Raw genomic sequence first — 21350 nt, 5'->3', positions numbered from 1 at the left:
CCTGACAGGCGACTTTGGTCGTAGATGAGGGGGGAGGCGGTGCCTTTTTTATGCTCTGGACGGTATTAAAAAAGCGCTTCGGCCGTGGCAAGTTCCTGTGCTGGCTTGTCCCGGTGAGTGACGCCGCTGACCTTCAGAACTTCAGACAAGAGCAGATGAGACACGCTGGCAACGGCCGCCGCATTATCAGGCTGCTGCTCAAGCCCTGGCTGGCAGGGCAGAGGCCAGCGCGTTTTGGGCCGCTCTTTGTAGTCCTGGTCCGTGATATGCACAATATCCGCACAGCGGCTTTCCAGAAGACGGATCAGCTCCGGCATCTGAGCATGTCGGGGGAGCAAATCAAAAATCAGGATGACATCCTGGCTATTGATGTCGGCCAGGTACTCCGAGACGGTTTGGCCTGCTCCGGGGATCAGCCTTACGCCGGGCATGAATCGGGATAAATGCCAGTAAAAATGCCCCGCCAGGAAGTAGTTTGCCTGCAAACCCACCAGCCAAATCTGGCGCGCGTGGCTAATGGCCTGGCTGGCATCAAGCAAAACGGAGTGCGACAGGTGTCGGTAGGTATTGCCCAGCTTGCTATAGCTTTCTTGCAGATGCGTGTTCAGGGCCGTTTCACCGGGGGAAAGCGGCTGTGTGATCGTGGTGAGGGAGTCGTCTTTTCGTTCAGTACGAATCTGTTTGCGTGCGGCTTCGTAGTTCACGTATTCCAGACGGCGAATCAGACGTGTGACGGTGGCATTGGAGACGTGCGCCAGGCTGGCCAGTTCCGACGCGTTGTAGCTGGATAGATCACCTGAAAACTCCAGCGTGAATTGAGCCAGACGTCGCTCGGAGGCGGGGAGGTCGCTGAGGATGGCGCGTACACGGTCAAAAAAGGAAATGTTGCTGATGTCTGGCATGGTGCGGGGCGTTGCCCTGTTTTTTTCAATCAAGGAAAGCGGGTGCTGCTATAGAGCCAAGGTTGCGGCTTGTATTGCCTGGTCGAAGATTTCAAGGCCACATGATACCTGAGTGCGCAGGGCGTTTAATTCCGTCTAAATCCGTTTAATTTCAGCCCTGTTTGATTCCTTCTTCTTGATTAATAAGCAGAGTTTTTCTGATGAACGAATCAGCTTATGGCTTTGAAATAATCTTGCACCGCAATCAGGGCATCTGTAAAAGAGCCGTGTACAAACTCCGTGCTGATCGCCACCATCAAATTGGAAGGCAAGCCAAAATCTTCAATCAGAGCCCCATTGCGATCGCGCCAGAGCTGGCTGGCGGGGTCCAGCACGACGGGGCTGTAGTGTTCGCGCACCGTATCCAGTACGGTGTCCGCCGTGGAGCGGTAGGTGAAAACAGGTAAACCCAGGGCCACGGCATAGCCAATTTCAAAGGCGGTGCCGGTATCAATTTCTGCCCCTCTAAAAGGGGTGATGTTGGCTACGACAGCATCAGCTTGGTCCAGCAGGCGAATATTGTGATGGTAGATGGAGGAGGCCTCGATCTCTTCCTGGTCAACGGGATGCAAGGGCTTGAAGCCAAAGTCCCGTACCAATTGCTTGTGCAGCTTGGCGCGCTCGGTGGCATCGCTGAAGAAAACGTCAGGGCCCGCTAAATAGATACGCTTCATATTGGCTCCTTGGTGAGCAAACAATCAGGCTTAGTTGGAGTTGCTGCGTCGATACAGGCTTAGCGCAATACCCAGGCCTGCAAGCATGCCTGCGCAGCCCCGGTTCAGCCAGCGCATGGCCTGGCCCGACAGCAGTCGCATGGCGTGATGGCCCCCTATGGCGTAGACCGTCATCAGGGCAATATCAATAAAGGCGGTAATCAGCGCCAATGTAATGTACTGGCTGGCAATCGCGTCTTCCGGGCGGATGAACTGCGGCAGAAAGGCAGAGAAGAACAGCAGGCCTTTTGGGTTGGACAAGGCGACCAGCAAGGAGCGCAGAAAGGCGGCCCGGCCAGACAGGACTTTTTCTGTAGAGGTTTCTGTCTGGATAGCGCTGACCGGAGCATTCCAGAGCCCATAGGCCAGATACAGCAGATAGGCTGCACCAATCCATTTCACCACGCTAAAAAGCTGTTCGGAAGCCAGCAGTAGCGCCCCCAGTCCACAGCCCACGGCGGCGATCAGAATCAGGTCCGAGAGTGCGGCACCTGCAATACCACAGGCCGCAATTCGCTTGCCGCCACGTGCGCCATTGTTCAAGGCAAGCAGCATGGTGGGGCCCGGCATGATAGTGACGGCCGACACGGCAATGATATACAGAGAAAGGCTGGCTAAATCCACGAAGATTCCTTGATAAAGGCTAGGCTGCAGGAGCATCTGGCGGAGCCAGCACGCTACAGTATGGCTGCTGTCTGGGCTGATGCGATCGGGTTTGGCTTGGACTATATACAAAAAAGGCCAGCCTGAATGGCTGGCCCCTTGTGCGTCAAGGTATCAAATCAGGCACGGCCTGGTTCGAGTGTTGCCGCAGCGGTGAACAGCACATCGGTTGAGGAGTTCAAGGCTGTTTCTACCGAGTCTTGCACCACCCCAATGACAAAGCCTACGCCAACAACCTGCATGGCAATATCGTTGGAGATACCGAACATATTGCATGCTAGTGGAATCAGCAGCAAAGAGCCACCTGCAACGCCAGATGCACCGCATGCAGCAATCGTAGCAACCAGGCTCAGTAGCAGAGCGGTAGGTAGGTCAGCGGGGATTTCCAGTGTATGCACTGCAGCGAGCGTCAGCACGGTAATCGTGACAGCAGCACCGGCCATATTGATCGTGGCACCCAGCGGAATAGAAACAGAGTAGGTGTCTTTATGCAGGCCCAGACGTTCGCACAAAGCCATGTTCACAGGGATGTTGGCAGCCGAACTGCGGGTGAAGAAGGCTGTGATACCGCTTTCACGCAGGCAGGTGAATACCAGCGGGTAAGGGTTGCGACGCAGCTTGGCGAACACAATCAAGGGATTGATGACCAAGGCTACCACCAGCATGCAGCCTACCAGTACGAGCAGCAACAAGCCGTATTGGTGCAGTGCGTCAAAGCCGGACTCAGCAATGGTGACCGCGACCAGACCAAAAATCCCCAGTGGCGCAAAGCGAATGACCAGACGCACCAGAGAGGAGACGGCATTGGCCATATCGGTCAGCAGGTCACGCGAACCTTGCGAGCCGTGTTTCAGCGCCAGGCCCAGAGCAATAGCCCAGGCCAAAATGCCCATGTAATTGGCGTTGAGCAAGGCATCAACCGGGTTGACGACAATGCTGGTCAGCAGATCCAGCAACACCTCAACGATATTGCCGGGTGGGTTCAGGGTGGCGTCGGCCAGATCCAGCTTGAGCTTGACCGGGAAGGCAAAGCTGGCGATCACGGCAATCAGCGCGGCCAGGAAGGTGCCCAGAACATACAAGAGCAAAATCGGACCCATGCGGCTGGAGGACTGGGCTTTCTGATTGGCAATGGAAGACATCACCAGCACAAACACCAGAATCGGCGCTACCGACTTCAAGGCAGAGACAAACAATTGACCAAGCAGGGCGATCGAGTGTGCGGCATCAGGAGCAAAGCGCCCCAGCAAAATACCGGCGATCAAACCGATCACAATTTGAGTAACAAGACTGCCATGCAGGATAAAGCCTAATGGGCCTCTGGCTTGATTGGCGGGATGGGCCATGAAAAGCGACTCCAGACAAAAGGGTAGGTGTGAAGTACGTGAAAAAACGCTCTGGCGAGGACTCAGCCAGAGCGCGGAAGAGGGTTATTCTAGCACCACGAGCTATACATTTTGTAGCCAGTGTGATATGGTTGCTAATCCACATGGGGTCGACATGGCTTCGACGTGGGTCAAGAAGCAGCACAGGGCGTGTCGAGCACCAGTACGCTCGTAAATCCACTGGAAAACTATAAACGCCAACGACGAGCGTTTCGCTCTAGCCGCTTAAGGCTGGGCCACTGCACTAATTTGTCTTTGGGTTAGGTAGGGCAACCTACAGCAGTGTTATTTACAAAGAATCGAATCGGCCTGTGCCACGTAGTCCGGTTCTAAAACTTAGTGGATCGCCAAGGAAAGGCCTGTCAATTGGCACAGTCCAAGGTTAAAACTTAAAATTAATTGACTACACATGTAGAACTGTCTGTGGACGGCTTGCGGACGGGGGTTCAATTCCCCCCGACTCCACCAAGAAATCCCAAGAAACCCAACAGCTTAACGGCTGTTGGGTTTTTTGTTTTTTGCTTGCCCAACACCACTTCAGCGTCATAATGATCCCTTCGTTTTATGGACAAAAGGAGATCGACATGTCTCGTTGGGTGTTCTATTCCGCGCCAGGAACCTGCGCGCTTGCAACTCATATTGCACTGCATGAAGCAGGGGCTGACTTTGATGTGGTCAAGCTGGATTTTGGTGCGAATCAACAGCAAAGCCCGGAGTTTCTGTGCGTCAATCCCAAGGGGCGTGTTCCGGCGCTGGTGACAGAGCAGGGTGCTTTGACGGAAACCCCGGCTTTGCTGGCTTTTGTGGCCCAGAGCTTTCCGGCTGCCAAGCTGGCTCCTTTGAATGACCCTTTTGCGTTCGCCCGTATGCAGGAGCTGCACAGCTATCTGGCATCCACCGTGCATGTGGCTCACGCGCACAAGCGTCGTGGTTCCCGTTGGGCAGATGATCCTGCTGCGGAAGAGGCCATGCGGGCCAAGGTGCCGCAAAACATGAGGGCTTGTGCGGCGTATCTGGAATCCCTGATTACCGGTCCCTGGGTGCTGGGCGAGCAGTTCAGCGTGGCCGATGCGTACCTGTATACCGTCGGTGGCTGGCTGGAAGGCGATTCGGTTGATATGAGCCAATTCCCCAAACTCAGTGCCTATCTGGAGCGGGTAGGGGCACGTGAAGCTGTGCGCAAGGCGGTGGCCGAGGCCGCCGCCTGAGCGACATTCTCTAGGTGTGTTGCGCTGTGTTCAGCACGGCGTAACGCCTTTCTGCCTCATGGAGTTGCTCAAACTCGGCCAGCAGCTCTGCCAAGGGAATGGCTTCCAGCCTTTGCATGACCAGGGCCTCCGCTTCCTTGAGCACATCGCCCAAGGCGGCGTTGACCACTTTGGCGACACCGCAGCTTAGGTTCTCGTTCTCGTGGCCGATAAAGAAGATGTGCGGTCCCCCAACCGCTTTGTGTATGTCCAGCAGCGTGACTTCTTTTAGATCACAGCTTAGTGTCCAGCCGCCCCCGTGGCCTTTTTCGGAGCGCACGTAGCCTGCCTTGCGCAAGCCCGCCATGGTGCGTCGGACGACCACGGGATTGGTGCTGAGCATGGTGGCGATTTGCTCGGAGGTAAATGGCTGATCGTGCCTGGCCATGTGCAGCAAAACATGCAGCATGCGGGAGAGCCGACTATCACTTCTCATATTCTTGACCTTGTGATGCACCGGAGAAGGGGGAGGGTGTCTCGGTGCACGATGTCACATTATAAGTAGCAAGAAGGGGATAGTCAGATCGGGCAGGGCTGATGCCTTGCCGCGGGCCCGTCACCTTGTTTATTTCTCGGCTTCTTGTGCCCGTTTGTCTGCTGCCGCCGTCTGCATCGCATTGCCAATGAAATGATCACCTTGGCTGATTAACGCTGCTGATGCCGCCTCCACATCCCGAGCCTCTTTATTCTGACTCAGTTTGGTCTTGCCAATTAGTCGCGTGATTTCAATTTCAATCCCGACAATGGCTTTGAGCATGGCATCGATATAGTCTTTGGGCCCATCCGTCATTTTCCAGGGCACAGGCTGACTGGCTTCGTGGATGCGAGTCAACCGTGCCACGGCACCGCGAACATAGCGCTCCTCATCGCGTATCGTCACCCGTCCATAGGCGTGGGCCACGATGTAGTTCCAGGACGGAACCTGCTTGTGGGTTTCGTGCTTGCTCGGAAACCATTGTGGGGAGATATAGGCGTCCCCGGCCCGAAAAATCACCATCACTTCATCCCCATTGTCGATGTCCTGCCAGACGGGATTATTTCTGGCGACGTGGCAGTGCAAGACGCCTTGCTCGCCCTCTTTGGGGTGCAGCATGAAGGGCAGGTGATTGGCGCTCAAGCCGCTTTTGCCATGGGCAATCAGAATGCCCAAAGGATGTTGGGCGATCAGCTCGTGCAGTTGCTCAGGTCTGGATTCATTGAAGTGGGCGGGAATATACATCGTTCTCTTTGAAGGGCTTGGGGTTCAGCTTCGATGTGTCTATTATTGGTCTATTCTGGTTTACTGACTTGTACCAGTTTGCCGCTATTTTTATGGACCACAAGCATGTCCCGAACGGCCCTTAACCCGAAGATTCCATCCCTTGGCGAGCTGGACCGCAGTGCCGGTTCTTTAGGGCGGCAATTGGCTCAGAAACTGCGTGAGGCGATTAAAGGTGGTGCACTTAAAGCGGGTGATGCCTTGCCCTCTACCCGCGCCTTGGCCAGTTCGCTGGGGGTTGCGCGGGGAACGGTGGTGGAGGCGTTCGAGCAACTGATTGCTGAAGGTTTTCTGGAGTCTTCTCCGGGCGTAGGCACGTACATTGCTCATGCACTGAGCAGCTCTGAAGCTCGGTCCACCAAACACCGCAACGTGGCCCTTGCCACCCAACCGTCGCCACCCTCTGCCGAGCCATTCAATGCCGTGGCCGCACAATTTGAGCCGCTGCCCCCTGTGCCTTTTGCCGTGTCGATTCCGCTTGGCGCTGCTTCGCCTGGACCGGTGTGGCGACGTTTGGGGAATCGCCTGCGATCTCATGGTCTGGGGGCGCCGGGAGGTTATGGAGATCCGCAAGGTGCTTTGCCGTTACGGGAAGCCATTGCGGAGTATGTAAGACGCTCCCGCTCGGTCCGTTGCGAAGCAGAACAGGTGATTGTGACGACAGGCACTCAGCAAGGCCTGTTTCTGGCTTGCCTGATCTTGATGGGCCGAGAGGATTTTGCCTGGGTAGAGAATCCGGCTTATCCGGGTATCACCGCTATTTTGAATACGGTAGGTGCACCGGATCGTATGGTTCGTGTCCCCGTGGATGAGGAGGGCCTGGATGTAGAGGCGGGGATACGCGTGAAAGCGGATGCGCGAGTGGCCTTTGTGACTCCCTCGCATCAATACCCTTTAGGTATGCCCATGAGCATGGCGCGACGTAATGCCTTGCTGGCCTGGGCACGTGCCAAATCCGCCTGGATTGTCGAGGATGATTACGACAGCGAGTTCCGCTATTCCGGTCATCCCTTTCCTTCCTTGCAGGGTTTGGACCCGGAGCGGGTGATTTATCTGGGGACCTTTAGCAAGGTGCTTTTTCCGTCTTTGCGCCTTGCTTATGCGATTGTGCCGCCGCAGTTGGTCAAGGCCTTTTGCGGGGCGCGTATCTTGCTGGATCGACACCCGCCCAGTGCAGATCAGCACGTGTTGGCCAGCTTTATTTCAGAGGGGCATCTGGAGCGTCATATCCGACGCATGCGCGGGATCTATACCCAATGTCGCAATCACCTTTTTGAGATTGTCAGCGCGGTCCTGCCGGGCGAATTGGCACGCTTGCAGCCCTGCGATCAGGGCATGCATTCTGTGCTGTGGCTGGCTGAGCATATTGATGATGTGGCGGTGGCTCAACGAGCCTTGAAAGAGGGCGTGGCAGTGCGTCCAGTGTCCACCATGTACAAGGCTGGTGATGGGAGGCCAGGGCTGATTTTAGGCTTGAGTGCGTTTAGTCCGGAGCAAATGACAAAGGCTGCTAAAAAGCTGGCGCGCATTATTGCCGAGCTGGCTCAAGCCCATAAATCGAAGAAGAAATCTGACGCTAGTTGACCGTGTTGCTTGCTTAAAAAGTTGAGCTGATAGGGCACGGATGCAATGTGCTCATCGGTATCTCAAAGCCTGCCTGTTGAAGCCTGAAAAATCAGCAAAAAGCAGGAGAAAACGGATTAGTTCTGAGCTGAACGCAAAGAGGTGCTGGCCGCCTGTTGTAGTGCCGTACTCATGTTTTTCAAGGTGCTGGATCGAATCGCGGCATGCTGCCAATACAGGGGGACATCCAGACAAAGACCGGGGGCGATCAATGCTAGCTCCTTCGCCGCCAAGGCCTCATTCACCAGGGTCTCCGGGGCCAGACACCAGCCTAGCCCTAATGCCGCCGCCTTCACAAAGCCGGTTGAGGTGGGCAAGTAGTGAATCGGCGGAGCCATCGTTCTTGGCGTGATCTGACGTATAAAACGCCACTGCAATTCATCCTTGCGATTAAAGACGATCATGGGAGCGTGATCCAGGGTCTTGGCATTCACTCCCAAGGAAAAGTGACGGGCGACAAATGCCGGGGAGGCAATGGCCTGATAGCGCATGATGCCCAGGTCCTGGACCTCGCAACCTTGCAAGGGCGTGGGTTCGGCGGTGACGGCTCCCAGCACGGAACCATTGCGTATCAGCTCCAGTGTGTGGTCCTGGTCGTCCACGCGCACATCAAACAAGTAGCCGTGATCCTGGCTCAGTTTGGCCAAGGCAGCCAGAAACCAGGTGTCCAGAGAGTCGCTATTGACTGCAATCGTAATAGGTCGGCGAGGCCCATTTTTTTCTGGCAGAAAGTCCGCCAGTGCCTCCGCTTCCAGCACTTGCATGGGGCGTACGCGACGTAGCAGCCGCTCCCCTGCGGGTGTCGGGCGGCAAGGCGGTTGGCGCAGAACCAGTACTTGCCCCAATCTGTCTTCCAGCGCTTTGATCCGTTGTGAGACGGCCGAGCTTGTGATGTAGAGCGTGCGTGCGGCTGCTTCAAAACTGCCTTCTTCCAGGACGGCTGTAAATGCTCTTAGCTGTGGATTCAGCAGATCCATGATTTGCCTGTTTGATTAGCTGTTCTTAACTTGATAAAGAATAATTAGCTTTTCTTAATCCGTAAATGACCGCACCATAGCGCAGTTTTCAAATTTCGTGGGTAGATGGCATGTTCTTCTCCGTTGTCGCAACTGGCTTTCTGACGGGTGCAGGCTTGATCATGGCCATTGGCACGCAAAATGCATTTGTGTTGCGACAGGGCCTGGAGCGTAGTCATGTGGGCTTGGTGGTAGGCATCTGTGCGCTGGCCGATATTGTGTTGATCCTGTGTGGGGTAGCCGGTATCGGCACCCTGGTGCGCGAATGGCCAGGTTTGCTACAAGTGCTACGTTTTGGTGGTGCTGCGTTTCTGGCCTGGTATGGGCTGCTGGCCGCGCAACGGGCCTGGACGGGCAAAGGCAGTTTGCTGGCAGGGCAGGGGAGCGAGCGTAAGCGCCGTCGTATTGTCCTGACTTGTTTGGCTTTCACCCTTTTAAATCCCCATGTGTATTTGGACACGATGGTGCTGTTGGGTAGCTTGTCTACGCCTTATCCCGGCCAATTGCAGTGGGCGTTTGCCTTGGGAGCCTGTATCGCCAGTGCGACCTGGTTCCTGGCTTTAGGCTATGGTGCCCGGCTGCTACAACCCGTTTTTCGTCAGCCTCTGGCATGGCGGGTGCTGGATGGCAGTATTGCGGTTTTCATGTTGGCCTTGTGTGCGTTGCTCTTGATGCGGCCTTTGCACTAAACCGTATTTTCACCTGCATTTTGTGCCTGAACAGCCCACACCGACAGTGAACGGTGATCTGTACTGTGGTGCGCAGCGAGCCAGGTTTTTTGAATCAAAAGATAACGGATTGAACGGTGAGCCGGTTTCTGAAATTAAATAGACTCAGGGAAGAGCGTAAACCTAATGAAGTCTTGATTTTTGAACCTTCAATCAGGAGAGAACGATGAATGTCGTGAAGATGCTTGCTGGTGCTGCACTTATCAGTAGTTTGGCTGCCCCGGCGCTGGCGCAGGATGTAAAGCGCCATCCTATTCCCAATTCGGATTTCCCGATTCTGACGGCGGTGGAAGTGCCCGCCGGTAAAACCACGGTCTATTTAAGCGGCACTGTCCCGGCCGTACGAGACAAGTCGGCCGATGCGGCTAGTGCCGCTGCTTATGGCACCATGCAGCAGCAAACCGAGTCCATCATGGAGCAGATCAAGGCTCAGTTGGAAGGCATGGGGATGTCGGTCGGGGACATTATCAAGATGCAGGCTTTCCTGGTTGCTCCAGAGGGTGGAAAACTGGATTTTGATGGTTTCATGGCAGGTTACTCCAAGTACTTTGGTACCAAGGACCAGCCAAATCTGCCGGTGCGATCTGCCATGGTGGTCCAGGCTCTGGTGAACCCAGGTTGGCTGGTCGAGCTGGAGGTGACAGCCGTACGGCCATAAGCCAGGTAATGGCGGGTTTATGACATGACTGCCTGCCAGTTGTTAGATGCCCATGATGTACCGGATACAGTCGAATACGTAAACAGTCCACTTTAAGGTGGGCTGTTTACGTGGAGCATTTGTAATCGGAGCAAAGTGAAAACGTAGAGCAGGTCGTTTTATGTGTTAGACAAAGAACTGCATATTTTTATAGGGCTTGAGGCGGCATTGAGCTAAACGAGAGGCCAGCGAGCCGACATGGATTTCAAGTTGATGCCCATCGGGGTCCAGAAAATAAAATGAATCGCCCTCGCTTGCATTGCTTTTCCATTCGCGTACGTGTTGCTGGCGTAGCTGTTCTACTATCTTGGGGAAATTTGCTGCAGTAGTTGAAAAAGCGTAATGCGTGTAATCCGCTGTGCTCATGTTTTGACGTGTGCTGTCCAGAGAGAGACAGAGCCATAAATCATTTAACGATAGGTACGCGCCGCCTGCCCAACAGGCATCCAGTTTGAAACCCAGTATTGCTTGGTAGAAAGTGATACTGCGTTCCAGTTGTGTCACGGCCAAGGTCAGGTGGTTAAGTCCACTTAGCATGAATTCTCCTGGTCTAGAAGGAAAGAGTCCTTGCACCGCCTTTACGGGGGGGCGGGGTCTGTCTAAAGTAGCATCTCAAATTTTCTTTATAAAGGATGTGGTGTGATTCTTATTCGCCCCGTTCAGCCGTATGAATGGCGTACCTATCAAGCGCTACGATTAAATGCGCTGCGTGATTCGCCTGACTCCTTTGGCAGCACTTACGTTGCGGAGTCTGTACATGCCGAGCGTTTCTGGATGGAGCGAATTGAAGCCGCGTGCGCATCGCAGACGGACCGCGTCTTGTTCGCTGAAAGAGAGGGGCAGGCTTGTGGTCTTGTCTGGTGCAAGCTGTCTGCCTCGGAACCCGCTGTGGCCGATATTTATCAGATGTGGGTGGCACCATCCGCGCGAGGTTTGCGGGCAGGTTTTGGTCTGCTGGATGCCGCGGTTAAATGGGCAAAAAACAGACAAGCAGCGTGTGTGCGTTTGGGTGTGACCCTGACGAATGAAGCAGCCGTCCGGCTGTATGAAAACTACGGCTTTGTACCCCGCGGAGAGCCCGAGCCTTTACGTGAGGGTTCCCCTTTGAAGTCACAAACTTTGGTGCTGGATTTAGCGGATTAAAACCAGACAGATAAAGGCAGCCCCTTGTTGAAACTGACAACAAGGGGCTGTTTTTTTATGCCTTGCCGGATCTGTTGAACAGGCAAGACATAAGGTCTGGATTACTCCAGATTCAAGGCTTGGCGCAGCTTGTGGATTTCCGCTTGCCAGACCTCTTGCAAGCCAGGCTTTTGATGCTTGGGCTTGCGTGCCAGATCCGCTTCCAGTTTGCCTTCCAGCTCAATCAGTTGTTCCAGCAAACTGTCGTCGCTGGAGGGGGCTGATATAGCTGTCTTCGTGCCCAATGTGCCTGGGCTGGAAGCTGGGGAGGATTCCTCTGCTTGATCTGTCTGGACTAGAGAGGTATATAACTGCGTCAGGTCCAGCATTTCCGTCAAGGAACCCTCGTCCACCAGCCAGAAGCGATTGCAGCTTTTCTCCAGCAGCTCCCGGTCGTGGGTGACCAGGATAAAACCGCCTTTGAATTCGCACAGTTCCTCTGCCAGTTCTTCTTTGCCTTCCAGATCCAGGTGGTTGGTGGGCTCATCCAGAAACAGCAGATGATAGTTGGCCAGCGACAGGGCAATAAACATCAGCCGAGCACGCTCGCCTCCACTTAAGCTATCCACCCGCTGCGCATGCCGCAGATACGGAAAACCGGCACTGATCAGCGCCATTTTTCTGACATCATCCGGCAGGGAGGAAAAATCCTGCAGCGCATGCAGCAAGGTTTTGGAGCCGTCCAATAGCTGCTGATCCTGGTCGTAATAGCCTACGCGGCCTTGTGGGTGAAACTTCAAGGCTGTGGTCTCGAACTCTGCCTGCCAGTATCGCCAGAGCTGGCGCAGCAAAGAGGATTTCCCGCAGCCGTTACGTCCCACCAAACCAATGCGATCCCCGCTGCGCACTTGCAGGCCTTGCACCTGAAAGAGCGCAGGCAGGTTCTCTGCCGGGCTGACGGTCATATCCACGATATCCAGCAAACGATCTGCCTTCATGTCCAGACCATGCAGTTGCAAGGTCCAGGGCGTGCCGTCCGTCAGATCGGTTTGGCTGTCCCGCAGCTTGGAGAGCCGTTTTTCCATGCTTTGGGCTTTACGGGCAAAGGTTTCGTTGTCGTAAACCTGGCCCCAAATGGCCAGACGTTTTGCGCTTTGTTCGATGCGATCAATTTCCCTTTGCTCGCCTTGATGACGACGGAAGTCCGCCTCATCCCGGTTTTGCAGTTCCTCACGCGCTGCTGAGCAAGGTAGCGAGAAAAAAGAGAGTGATCGATCACGCAAAATAATGGTGCTGTTGGTCACCTGATCCAGCAGGCGCTGATCGTGGGACACCAGCACAAAGCTGCCACGCCAATTGCTTAAAAAGCCTTCCAGCCACAGTAAAGATGGCAAGTCCAGGTGGTTGCTGGGTTCGTCCAGCAAGAGCAGGTCGGGCTGGGTAATCAGGGCCCGAGCCAGCAGCAGGCGCGTGTATTGCCCGCCACTCAAGGCATGAATGGGGGTGTGCCAGTCCTGCTCCTGAAAGCCCATTTCAGATAGCAATGTTTCTGCCCGCCAGGCATCCGTGCTGTGCTGGTCTGCAGGCAGGGCAGCCAGTACGGCATTTAGCAAACTCAAGGCGTGCAGATCCGCTGACAGGTATTGTTCAACACGTGCCAGGATGCAATGGTTGGATCGCGAAATACTGCCTTCCTTGGGCGTCAGTTCGCCACAAAGCAGGCTGATCAGGGTGCTTTTGCCACAACCGTTGTGGCCAATAAGTCCAACTCGATCCCCGGCCTTGATAGTGAGGGACAGTTCTTTGAATAAAGGGCCGGATGGGGTCTCGTAAGAGAGGGAGTGGACTGCTAGTAATGTACTCATGACATGCTCAAGTTTTTCAGGTGCGCGGGTACAGCGCATCCTCGTCAATAGAAGCTGACGATAATTCTTGAGGCCTGAGTGAAGTAATTCAGTCGGTCTTTGCTTCGCTCAAGTCTAGATTATCGCGCTGCGAAATCGAGAACTTGAGCCGCTCTCTATACCAAAGAAGAGTGCATAAATGAATTTGCACATAGGTGTAGGATCTCCTCTTAATCAATGGGTTAGCCATGCTTGAAGCGGATGCAAAGCGCCGTTTTGTGAACGGGTTTGCGGCCTCGGAGCAGGGTAAGGACTGGTTGTGCCAAGGCAGGTATGAAACACCGTGCGCCTCGGCAAAAACCGCAAGGATGCAATTGTAGTCAGGATGGCGGGCTTGGAAAACAAAGGGGGTGGGTTTTGTGAGGATGTGTCGCATTAAAGGCGCATTTCACGGTTTTTGTAGCTGCGGTGTCTTTGGGGATTCGCCACTACCTTTCCGATGAAGCCGAATGATCACTCTTGTTAAAATAGAGTATGGGGATAATCTATTCTTGCTTTTGATAAATGGCTGTGACAGGATAGCTGTCATACATAATCTATTTGTGCGGGCAGTGAGCCGCACTCACACACTTTCTAGAGAGCATTCGGATGAGCCTTATAGCACCTGTCTATCTTGAAGATCTGGCCCTGGGAATGGAGTTTCGCAGCGCGGAACATGCGATGGATGAAGCGCAAATTGTCAGCTTTGCTCGCCAGTTTGATCCGCAACCCTTTCATCTGGATGCAGAAGCGGCCAAGGACACGTTTTTCCAAGGTTTGGCGGCCAGTGGTTGGCATACCGCGGCCATCACCATGAAACTATTGGTAGACAGTCTGGTGTTCAGTCAGGGGATTATTGGGGCCGGTGGGCAGATCGATTGGCCGCGCCCAACGCGTCCGGGCGATGTCTTGCATGTGCTCAGTAAAATCATCGACATTCAGCCCTCGCGCTCTAAAGCGGACAGGGGAATGGTGACGGTAGAGTCGCACACCCTGAACCAGAATAATGAGTTGTGTCAGCGCTTGATTGCCAAGCTGATTGCCTTTCGTCGTCCGGAGCTTTGAATGGGGCGAGTCTCGCGTGAGCAGGCCGAACGAAACCGAGAGCGGGTGCTGGAAACGGCTTGCCGACTGTTTCGCAAACAGGGGGTGGAAGGGGTCTCTATTGGCGACATCATGAAAGAGGCTGGCCTGACGGCAGGTGCTTTTTACAAGCAGTTCGCGTCCAAAGAGGCTCTGGTTGAGGAAGCGTCACGCTTTGCGTTTACGCAGTCCTTTGATTCCTGGGAACGGATCAATCAGCGTTATGAGCAGGATGCGGTGCAAGGTTTTCAAGCCTTGATGCGGCGTTACTTCAAGCACCGCCCCCAAACCCAAAGCTGCCCGATTCTGGCCTTCTCATCCTTGGCCAGCAGTTCGCCTTCGGGTGCCCAGACCACTGCGATTTATAGCGAAGGGGTGGAGAGCCTGTTCGAGCAGTTCCGGGCGGTTGCGCTGCAGGCCGGTGCCGAGCAGTCCGAGGAACAAGTCATGCTTTTGTTTGCGGCCATGCTGGGCACAGGCATGATCAGCCGTGCCGTGGGTGATACGGCATTTGCGCAAACCATGCAGGCTGCTGTGTTGGCAGCCTTGCCGGGTAGCGAGTCCGATTAAAAAGTGAGATCGGCTGGTGCAGGGGCACGCATAGGTCTACTCCCCCGCAGGGCGAGCCGGAATGGCGGCTACCATTAATGCCGCCCCCAGGCCTGCCACCGAGAACACAATAAAGTTCCAGCTTACGGCCAAGCCCAGATTACCGATATAGCCCCCTACCAGCGGACCACAAACGGCCCCCAGGCGTGCAAAACTCATGGCCCAGCCGGTTGCCGTACCACGTGCATGGGGGCTGTAGTAGTTGGTCAGGTACCCGGTCAGAATCAGGGATGTGGAAATACTGCCTATGCCCGCCAGTGCCACCAGAATGTAGTTGGTCAGCAGTGAATTCCCCAGCATCAGGCCCAGAATGGCCAGGCCACCCAGCAGGTAAAACAGGAAGACAATACGGCGCGGGCCGCTGCGATCCGCCAGGCTACCCAGGAATACACCACCGATGGCCGAGGCCAGGCTGAATACCACCAGGAACATCAGGCTGGAGCCCAGATCAAAACCGTTCTGACGCATGATTTGCGGCAACCAGGTGTTCAGGCCATAGACCAGCATCATGCCGAAAAACAGGGCCATCCAGAAGCAGACGGTGGCACGCAGATAGCCGGGGCCAAAGATGGCTCGTAGCACACTGCGCCAGTTGGCTTGTACCGGTTCGGTAGTGCTGGCGACGGGCAGGGCGTTCATGCCCAGCTTGTTTGCCAGCGCCAAGGCCTCTGTGTGACGTCCTTTGGTCTGCAAGTAATCCAGTGATTCAGGCAGAAACTTGATCAAAAAGGGGACGGAGATAATAGGCAGGGCACCCACGGCGACGACTTCTCGCCAGCCAAACTGGGGCAGTAGCCAGATGGCAAACAGAGCCGAGGACAAAATTCCCAAAGAGTAGCCCGAGTACATCAGGCCATAGTTCAGGCTACGGCGCTGCGGGGGTGAAAACTCGATGGTGTAGGCCGCAGCGACAGGAATCACACCACCCAGCGCCAGCCCTCCTAAAAAGCGGAAGATGCCAAAGACAGTCGGAGTGGGAGCCCAGGCTGCGCCTGCCATGGACAGGGAGAACCCCGCCACACACAGAATCAGCATTTTCTTGCGGCCGACCATATCACTGAGTGTGCCTATGGCCAGTGCGCCAAAAAACATGCCCAGCAAGGCGTAGCTGCCTAGTGCGCCCAGCTCCAGTGGTGTCAGTTCCCACGCTTTATCAGCCGCCAGGGCAGGTAAGATCGCCCCCATGACGCCGACGTCGTAGCCTTCAAACAAGATGGCTAAAAAACACAGAAATACAACTCGTAAGGTGATGCGGGTGGGCACTGGCCAAGCAGCGCCCGAGTAAGTCGTTCCAGCCATTATTTCCTCCTGATAGTGCTTTTTATGGTTTCTTTTGGGTATTCAGGCTCGCGCCTCTAAAACATTGATGAGCGAGGTCACCGTCTCATTGCAGGGTGCAGGGATGCCACGCGTTTTAAGCTGCTGGACGATGGCGCCATTCAGACAGTCGATCTCGGTGCGTTTGCCACGCCGTATGTCCATCACCATGGACGGGAAGTGATCCGCAGCGTCCTCACACACCTGGCTTAAATACGACAAGGCCATATCACGGGTGAGCGGGATTTTTTTCATGGCTGCCAGGGTCACGATTTCACTGATGATGTTCTCGAACAGTTGCCAGACGCCTTCTGTGGACGCGACCTGGGCCACATTGCTGTTGGCCAGGGCGCAGACGGTGTTCAGGCAGCAATTGATCACCAGTTTTTTCCAGATACGCAGTTCAATTTGCGCGTCCAGGCTCATGGTGCCGATAGGGCTGCTGAGCAAGTGGCCAAGGCGGGTTTCGATGCTGCTGATCTGTCCGTCCAAGGGCCAGAAAAATGTCTCGCCCATGCCGCTGTAGCTGGACTCGATATGGCCCGGGCCATGTAGCTCACTGGTCAGCGTGGTCAGGCCAAAAGCCAGGCGATGCCGAGGGTTGGCGGTTTTCAGAATCTCGATATTGCCCAGGCCGTTTTGCAAGGTCAGGATCAGGGTGTCGGGTCGGAGCACAGGCTGACAGGCCTGAATCAGGGCTTCGGTCTGATGGAATTTCCCAAAAATCATCAAGACGTCACAGGGGCCAATCTCGCCTGCGTCGGTACTGGCAGAAATCATTGCTCTGTCCTGGCCCTGGGCGTAATCCACCCGTAGACCCTGTGCCTGTATGGCCTGTACATGTTCGACCCAGGGGTCATAAATATGGACTTGGGCACCGGAGCGCCAGAGCTGCCACGCAAACAGGCTGCCCATAGCTCCGCCGCCACCAATGCAAATTTTCATGGTTGCTGTGTTCATGGTTTGGAAGATGAAAGCGGATGGCTTGCGCAAGGCAAGCCATTTTTTAAAAAAGGAATACGTAGTGCGTGATGGCCAGACGATGTGCTAGTTCAAGCATGTTGTTGTCCCCCAAGGATTGATCTTTTTTTCGATAGTGTAGGAGCGAGGGGTATTCCTGAATATTGCTATTTAAGGGTGAAGTCATTACAGTTCGGTATGGTCTACAACTTGAATGAACTACGCGCTTTTTTGGCGGTGGTCGAGACTGGATCCCTAGGTCGAGCCGCCGACAAAATGAACCTGACGCAGCCTGCCTTGAGCCGCATCATCAAGCGCCTGGAGGAGGCGGTTGGGGAGCCTCTGTTTGAGCGTCATTCGGGAGGCATGCGTTTGACGGCATTTGGCACGGCCTTGGCACCACATGCGCAAACACTGAGTCAGGAAGAGCAAATTGCCCGCAATGAGATGAATCGCCTACGGGGTTTGGCTACCGGGGTGTTGCGTATTGGAGTGACAGCGGGAACCTCAGCCATTTTTGCACCCACGGCGATTGCGGCCTATCTGGATCGCTGGCCGGGGATAGAGATCGAGGTCACGGAAGGGATCTGGAATGGTCTGGTAGAAAAGTTGGAGAACTACCATCTGGACTTGCTGATTGCGCCTGAAACCATAGAAACCGAGCGCACCGTTGCCGGTGACGAAAAATGGAGCGAAACCATGCGGGTGGTGGTGGGGGCGCAGCATCCTTTATTGTCCAGGCCGCAAGTGACGATGGAAGATTTGCTGCAGGAGCGTTGGTGCTTCGTGCCTAAAAATACCGAGCCACACAATCGTTTGATGGCCCTGTTTCTGGATAAAGGCTTGTCTGCACCTACGGTCACGGTTTCCAGTTTGTCCATTCCCTTATTGAAAAGCCTGGTTACGCAATCCGGTTTTATTAGTTGGCTGGGCCGCCCCATGTATTTGGCTGAATTGCAGGCCGGTATGGTGCAGGAAATCATGGTGGAAGGCCTGAATCAGGAGCGGCGCTTTTCTACCTATTACCGCCGCTTTGGCCGCTTGCCCGGCCCAGCCTTGAAGTTCCTGGACGAGATCCAGAATCTGATCAACAAGAAATCTGTGAAAACCTGAATGCGGATCAGAGGCTTGGAAAGCAAAACGCCCGATGCGATGGCATCAGGCGTTTTTTTATAGCGGTAGAGCCTGGCGATGTCGCCAGCCCATTGCTTGCGGGCTTACACGGCTTCGGCGCTACCCACGGCAGGCAGGGTTGCCTGAGCAAATTCAGGTCGTTCTGTACCGTGCTTGATGCGGTAGTCCTTCAGGAACTTGGCCATGCGGTTGATCGCTTCACGCAGGTCCGGTTCGTGTGGCAGGAATACCATGCGGAAGTGGTCTGGATGCGGCCAGTTAAAGCCCGTGCCCTGAACCAGCATCACGCGGGTGGCTTCCAGCAGTTGCAGGAAGAACTGGCGGTCGTCCTTGATAGGGTAAATCTCGGGGTCCAGACGCGGGAACATGTATAGCGCCGCGTGGGGCATGACGCAGCTTACCCCTGGAATCGCGGTGATCAGCTCGTACGCCAGATCACGTTGGCGACGCAGGCGTCCGCCTTCGCAAACCAGGTCATTGATGCTTTGATAGCCGCCCAAGGCGGTCTGAATGGCCCATTGGCCGGGCACGTTGGCGCACAGCTTCATGTTGGCCAGCATGCTCAGACCTTCGATGTAATCGGCACCGGCTTTTTTATCGCCGGAAATCACCAACCAGCCAGCCCGGTAACCGCAGGCGCGGTAGCTCTTGGACAGGGAGTTGAAGGTCAAGGTCAGCACATCGTTGGACAGGCTGCCCATGGCAGTGTGCTTCATGTCATCGAACAAGACCTTGTCGTAGACTTCGTCAGCCAGCAGCACCAGATTGAATTCACGGGCAATATCGACCAGGGCTTGCAAGACCGAGTCGGGGTAGAGCACGCCTGTGGGGTTATTCGGGTTGATCACGACCAGACCCTTGGTGCGTGGTGTGATCTTGGCGCGTATATCGTCCAGGTCGGGAATCCAGCCATTGGCTTCATCGCACAGATAATGCACGGGGGTGCCGCCTGACAAGCTGGTCACTGCGGTCCAGAGCGGGTAGTCGGGCATGGGCAAAAGCAGTTCGTCACCATCGTCCAGCAAGGCGTTGGTGGCCATGGCGATCAGTTCCGATGCGCCATTACCCAAGTACACGTCTTCCAGCGTCACGCCCTTGATCCCTTGTTCCTGGGTGTAGTGCATGACAGCTTTACGCGCTGCAAAAATACCTTTGCTGTCCGAGTAGCCCGAGGAGTTGGGCAAGTTGCGGATCATGTCGAGCTGAATTTCTTCCGGGGCGTCGAAACCAAATACCGCCAAGTTGCCGATATTCAGCTTGATCAGTTGTTGGCCCTCGTCTTCCATCTGCTTGGCCCGGTCCATGATGGGGCCGCGAATATCGTACAAAACATTCGCCAATTTGCTCGATTTCTTGATGCTATTCATGATGCTGGTAATCGGATTCCATGTGTGCTGCTGATAATCGGTGGCGGGCCTGTTGCCCGGCCAGCCTTATACCTTACCGCATGCGTGAGCCTCTCTCGTAAGCATCAAGCTTAAAATTTGGCATTGTCGAATTTTGGCGACACTCTTTAGTCAAAAAATCGGCTGTCTTTGCTGATGGGCTCATTACTACCTGGGCATATTCCGCTTTGTGAATTGAGTTGGCATGATGCGAAATTCGCCCACATTCATTTTTACCAGGAGACTCCCTTTATTTTTCTTGTTTTTGATGGGGTTCGATATTAAGATTCGACATCAAATCATTTGATATCGAACTATGAAACTGGAAGCGAAATATCAGGCTTTGCTCTCGCATGCCGAGCAGCAGAAGGGCGTCAACGTGCAGGGCATGTCTCTGTGTTTTCAACTTCTGTCCTTGTCTGCTCGTATCGATAAAGACTGCGCCGCCTTGTTGGCCCCCCATGGCTTGAGCGAAGCCCGTTTTGTGCTTTTATTCCTGCTGGAAGAGGCACCAGACGGCATGCCCTCCCACATCCTGGCTGAACGGGCAGGCGTTACGCGAGCAACCGTCACAACTCTGGTTGATGGGCTGCTGAAAGCGGGCTTGGTGCAGCGCTTTGCAGCCGAGACGGACCGGCGTTCCGTCATGGTGAAACTCAGTCCTCAGGGGGCGGAGTTGGCCAAGACGCTGGTAGGAACCCACGCCCGGTGGATAGGCCAATTGTTCCAGCATTTGTCCGAGACCGAATGCACGCAGCTAAGCGCCCTGTTAAACAAAGCCGCCCATGGAGAGCAGGCATCATGAGTACAGAAAACCGCAAGGCTTATGCCAGGGTTGCGGACATCCCGGCTGATATTTTGCTGGCCCTGTCCAAGGGGGAAATCCAGGGCGCTACGTTGACCGAGTCCTTGGCCATTGATCAGCGTGTGCTGGTGGCAACAGTTTTCCCCGACATGGATGAGCAGGGCGTGCATCACATCGCCACCGTGGCCGAACTGGGTATTCTCAAGCGCATGAAAGCCATAGGAGAGTACTTGCTGGAAACCTATGGCGAGATGGCCTGGACAAGTTGCCTCGCGCACCCGGCTGATGTGGTGCGTGGCTGGGCCTGCTTTATGGTGGGAGCGCGCGAATCATTAAGCGTGTCCCAGCGCCTGGAGACACTGCGTCCCTTGGCTGATGATCCGCATTTTGGTGTGCGTGAATGGGCCTGGATGGCGGTACGCCCGCACTTGGTGGCTGAGCTGGATGTGTCGATTCAGAACTTGCAGCAGTGGGCGCGTTCAGACTCGGAGTATCTGCGTCGCTTTGCGTGTGAAGCTCTGCGCCCTCGGGGAGTGTGGTGCGCACATATCGCTATTCTGAAAAAGGAGCCTGAACGCATGTTGCCGATTCTGGATGCTCTGTACCGTGATAGCAGTGTGTATGTGCAGGATTCCGTGGCCAATTATTTGAACGATGCCGCCAAGGATCAGCCGCAGTGGGTGCGTGATCTATGTGCTCAGTGGCTGGCGCAGTCGCCGGAGAGTGCCGCTGTACAGCGCCTGTGTCGAAGGGCGCTGCGCAGCGTGTCATGATGGGGGCG

22 protein-coding genes and 1 other RNA gene are annotated in these 21350 nt (G+C 55.0%); 11 read left to right on the top strand and 12 right to left on the bottom strand.

The genetic code is table 11. The annotated features are described in order from the left end of the window. Positions 1-65: 65 nt before the first annotated feature. From JYG33_RS06865 to sstT, 4 genes are all read right to left on the bottom strand, one after another. A complete protein-coding gene (locus JYG33_RS06865; protein WP_207875248.1) occupies positions 66-902 on the bottom strand; it encodes a MurR/RpiR family transcriptional regulator in 837 nt (278 codons plus the stop codon). A gap of 209 nt (positions 903-1111) precedes the next feature. Continuing rightward, positions 1112-1615, bottom strand: a complete 504-nt coding sequence (locus tag JYG33_RS06860) for a nucleoside 2-deoxyribosyltransferase (protein WP_207875247.1) — start codon at positions 1613-1615, stop codon at positions 1112-1114. 30 nt (positions 1616-1645) lie between these two features. Then, complete coding sequence (locus tag JYG33_RS06855) at positions 1646-2278, bottom strand: LysE family translocator (RefSeq protein WP_207875246.1); 633 nt, start codon at positions 2276-2278, stop codon at positions 1646-1648. A 158-nt stretch (positions 2279-2436) separates the two neighbouring features. Further along, positions 2437-3663: a serine/threonine transporter SstT gene (gene sstT, locus JYG33_RS06850; protein WP_207875244.1), complete on the bottom strand. Its 1227-nt coding sequence runs from the start codon at positions 3661-3663 to the stop codon at positions 2437-2439. A 145-nt stretch (positions 3664-3808) separates the two neighbouring features. On the opposite strand from sstT, the gene ssrA reads away from it, so the two are divergent. Both ssrA and JYG33_RS06840 read left to right on the top strand, forming a co-directional pair. After that, positions 3809-4170: a transfer-messenger RNA gene (ssrA, locus tag JYG33_RS06845) on the top strand. A gap of 116 nt (positions 4171-4286) precedes the next feature. Beyond that, positions 4287-4910, top strand: coding sequence for a glutathione S-transferase (locus JYG33_RS06840; RefSeq protein WP_207875243.1), 624 nt, complete (start codon positions 4287-4289; stop codon positions 4908-4910). 10 nt (positions 4911-4920) lie between these two features. On the opposite strand, the gene JYG33_RS06835 is transcribed toward JYG33_RS06840, so the two are convergent. Further along, positions 4921-5385, bottom strand: coding sequence for an Rrf2 family transcriptional regulator (locus tag JYG33_RS06835; RefSeq protein ID WP_207875241.1), 465 nt, complete (start codon positions 5383-5385; stop codon positions 4921-4923). Positions 5386-5514: 129 nt separating this feature from the next. Further along, on the bottom strand, positions 5515-6168 hold the full coding sequence (locus tag JYG33_RS06830; protein WP_207875239.1) for an FMN-binding negative transcriptional regulator: 654 nt from the start codon (positions 6166-6168) through the stop codon (positions 5515-5517). Positions 6169-6273: 105 nt separating this feature from the next. On the opposite strand from JYG33_RS06830, the gene JYG33_RS06825 reads away from it, so the two are divergent. Then, positions 6274-7791 carry a PLP-dependent aminotransferase family protein gene (locus JYG33_RS06825; protein ID WP_207875237.1) on the top strand — a complete coding sequence of 506 codons (1518 nt, stop codon included), beginning with the start codon at positions 6274-6276 and terminating at the stop codon, positions 7789-7791. A 116-nt stretch (positions 7792-7907) separates the two neighbouring features. On the opposite strand, the gene JYG33_RS06820 is transcribed toward JYG33_RS06825, so the two are convergent. Continuing rightward, a complete protein-coding gene (locus JYG33_RS06820; protein WP_207875236.1) occupies positions 7908-8807 on the bottom strand; it encodes a LysR family transcriptional regulator ArgP in 900 nt (299 codons plus the stop codon). A gap of 110 nt (positions 8808-8917) precedes the next feature. Here JYG33_RS06820 and JYG33_RS06815 point away from each other — a divergent pair, with 110 nt between their 5' ends. Then, a complete protein-coding gene (locus tag JYG33_RS06815) occupies positions 8918-9535 on the top strand; it encodes a LysE/ArgO family amino acid transporter (RefSeq protein WP_207875235.1) in 618 nt (205 codons plus the stop codon). 205 nt (positions 9536-9740) lie between these two features. Beyond that, positions 9741-10232, top strand: a complete 492-nt coding sequence (locus JYG33_RS06810) for a RidA family protein (protein WP_207875234.1) — start codon at positions 9741-9743, stop codon at positions 10230-10232. Positions 10233-10397: 165 nt separating this feature from the next. Here JYG33_RS06810 and fos read toward each other — a convergent pair whose 3' ends face one another. Continuing rightward, positions 10398-10808 (bottom strand): fosfomycin resistance glutathione transferase, encoded by a 411-nt coding sequence (gene fos / locus JYG33_RS06805; protein ID WP_207875233.1) that lies wholly within the window; start codon positions 10806-10808, stop codon positions 10398-10400. 102 nt (positions 10809-10910) lie between these two features. Between fos and JYG33_RS06800 the strand changes: the two genes are divergently transcribed. After that, positions 10911-11414: a GNAT family N-acetyltransferase gene (locus JYG33_RS06800; protein WP_207875232.1), complete on the top strand. Its 504-nt coding sequence runs from the start codon at positions 10911-10913 to the stop codon at positions 11412-11414. A gap of 101 nt (positions 11415-11515) precedes the next feature. Here JYG33_RS06800 and JYG33_RS06795 read toward each other — a convergent pair whose 3' ends face one another. After that, the gene (locus JYG33_RS06795) at positions 11516-13258 is read right to left on the bottom strand and encodes an ABC-F family ATP-binding cassette domain-containing protein (protein ID WP_207875231.1); all 1743 of its coding nucleotides are present in this window, start codon (positions 13256-13258) and stop codon (positions 11516-11518) included. Positions 13259-13885: 627 nt separating this feature from the next. Here JYG33_RS06795 and JYG33_RS06790 point away from each other — a divergent pair. Together JYG33_RS06790 and JYG33_RS06785 are read left to right on the top strand one after the other, a co-directional pair. Continuing rightward, the gene (locus tag JYG33_RS06790) at positions 13886-14341 is read left to right on the top strand and encodes a MaoC family dehydratase (protein ID WP_207875230.1); all 456 of its coding nucleotides are present in this window, start codon (positions 13886-13888) and stop codon (positions 14339-14341) included. Next, positions 14342-14929 (top strand): TetR/AcrR family transcriptional regulator, encoded by a 588-nt coding sequence (locus tag JYG33_RS06785; protein ID WP_207875229.1) that lies wholly within the window; start codon positions 14342-14344, stop codon positions 14927-14929. A 36-nt stretch (positions 14930-14965) separates the two neighbouring features. Here JYG33_RS06785 and JYG33_RS06780 read toward each other — a convergent pair whose 3' ends face one another. Continuing rightward, a complete protein-coding gene (locus JYG33_RS06780; RefSeq protein ID WP_207875228.1) occupies positions 14966-16267 on the bottom strand; it encodes an MFS transporter in 1302 nt (433 codons plus the stop codon). Between the two features lie 42 nt (positions 16268-16309). Beyond that, positions 16310-17230, bottom strand: a complete 921-nt coding sequence (locus JYG33_RS06775; RefSeq protein ID WP_207875227.1) for a 2-dehydropantoate 2-reductase — start codon at positions 17228-17230, stop codon at positions 16310-16312. A gap of 192 nt (positions 17231-17422) precedes the next feature. Here JYG33_RS06775 and JYG33_RS06770 point away from each other — a divergent pair, with 192 nt between their 5' ends. After that, positions 17423-18358 carry a LysR family transcriptional regulator gene (locus tag JYG33_RS06770; RefSeq protein ID WP_207875226.1) on the top strand — a complete coding sequence of 312 codons (936 nt, stop codon included), beginning with the start codon at positions 17423-17425 and terminating at the stop codon, positions 18356-18358. Positions 18359-18462: 104 nt separating this feature from the next. Here JYG33_RS06770 and JYG33_RS06765 read toward each other — a convergent pair whose 3' ends face one another. After that, positions 18463-19746, bottom strand: coding sequence for a pyridoxal phosphate-dependent aminotransferase (locus tag JYG33_RS06765; RefSeq protein ID WP_207875225.1), 1284 nt, complete (start codon positions 19744-19746; stop codon positions 18463-18465). A gap of 334 nt (positions 19747-20080) precedes the next feature. Here JYG33_RS06765 and JYG33_RS06760 point away from each other — a divergent pair, with 334 nt between their 5' ends. Together JYG33_RS06760 and JYG33_RS06755 are read left to right on the top strand one after the other, a co-directional pair. Then, on the top strand, positions 20081-20569 hold the full coding sequence (locus JYG33_RS06760; protein WP_207875224.1) for a MarR family transcriptional regulator: 489 nt from the start codon (positions 20081-20083) through the stop codon (positions 20567-20569). After that, on the top strand, positions 20566-21342 hold the full coding sequence (locus JYG33_RS06755) for a HEAT repeat domain-containing protein (protein ID WP_207875223.1): 777 nt from the start codon (positions 20566-20568) through the stop codon (positions 21340-21342). The genes JYG33_RS06760 and JYG33_RS06755 overlap by 4 nt, the downstream gene beginning before the upstream one ends. The last annotated feature ends 8 nt before the right edge of the window (positions 21343-21350 follow it).

The sequence above is a fragment of the Alcaligenes sp. SORT26 genome, assembly GCF_017377875.1.
GTDB classification, from domain to species: domain Bacteria; phylum Pseudomonadota; class Gammaproteobacteria; order Burkholderiales; family Burkholderiaceae_B; genus Alcaligenes; species Alcaligenes parafaecalis.
The sequence above is the reverse complement of the archived record's forward strand: the minus strand, read 5'-3'. Positions and strand labels throughout refer to the sequence as shown.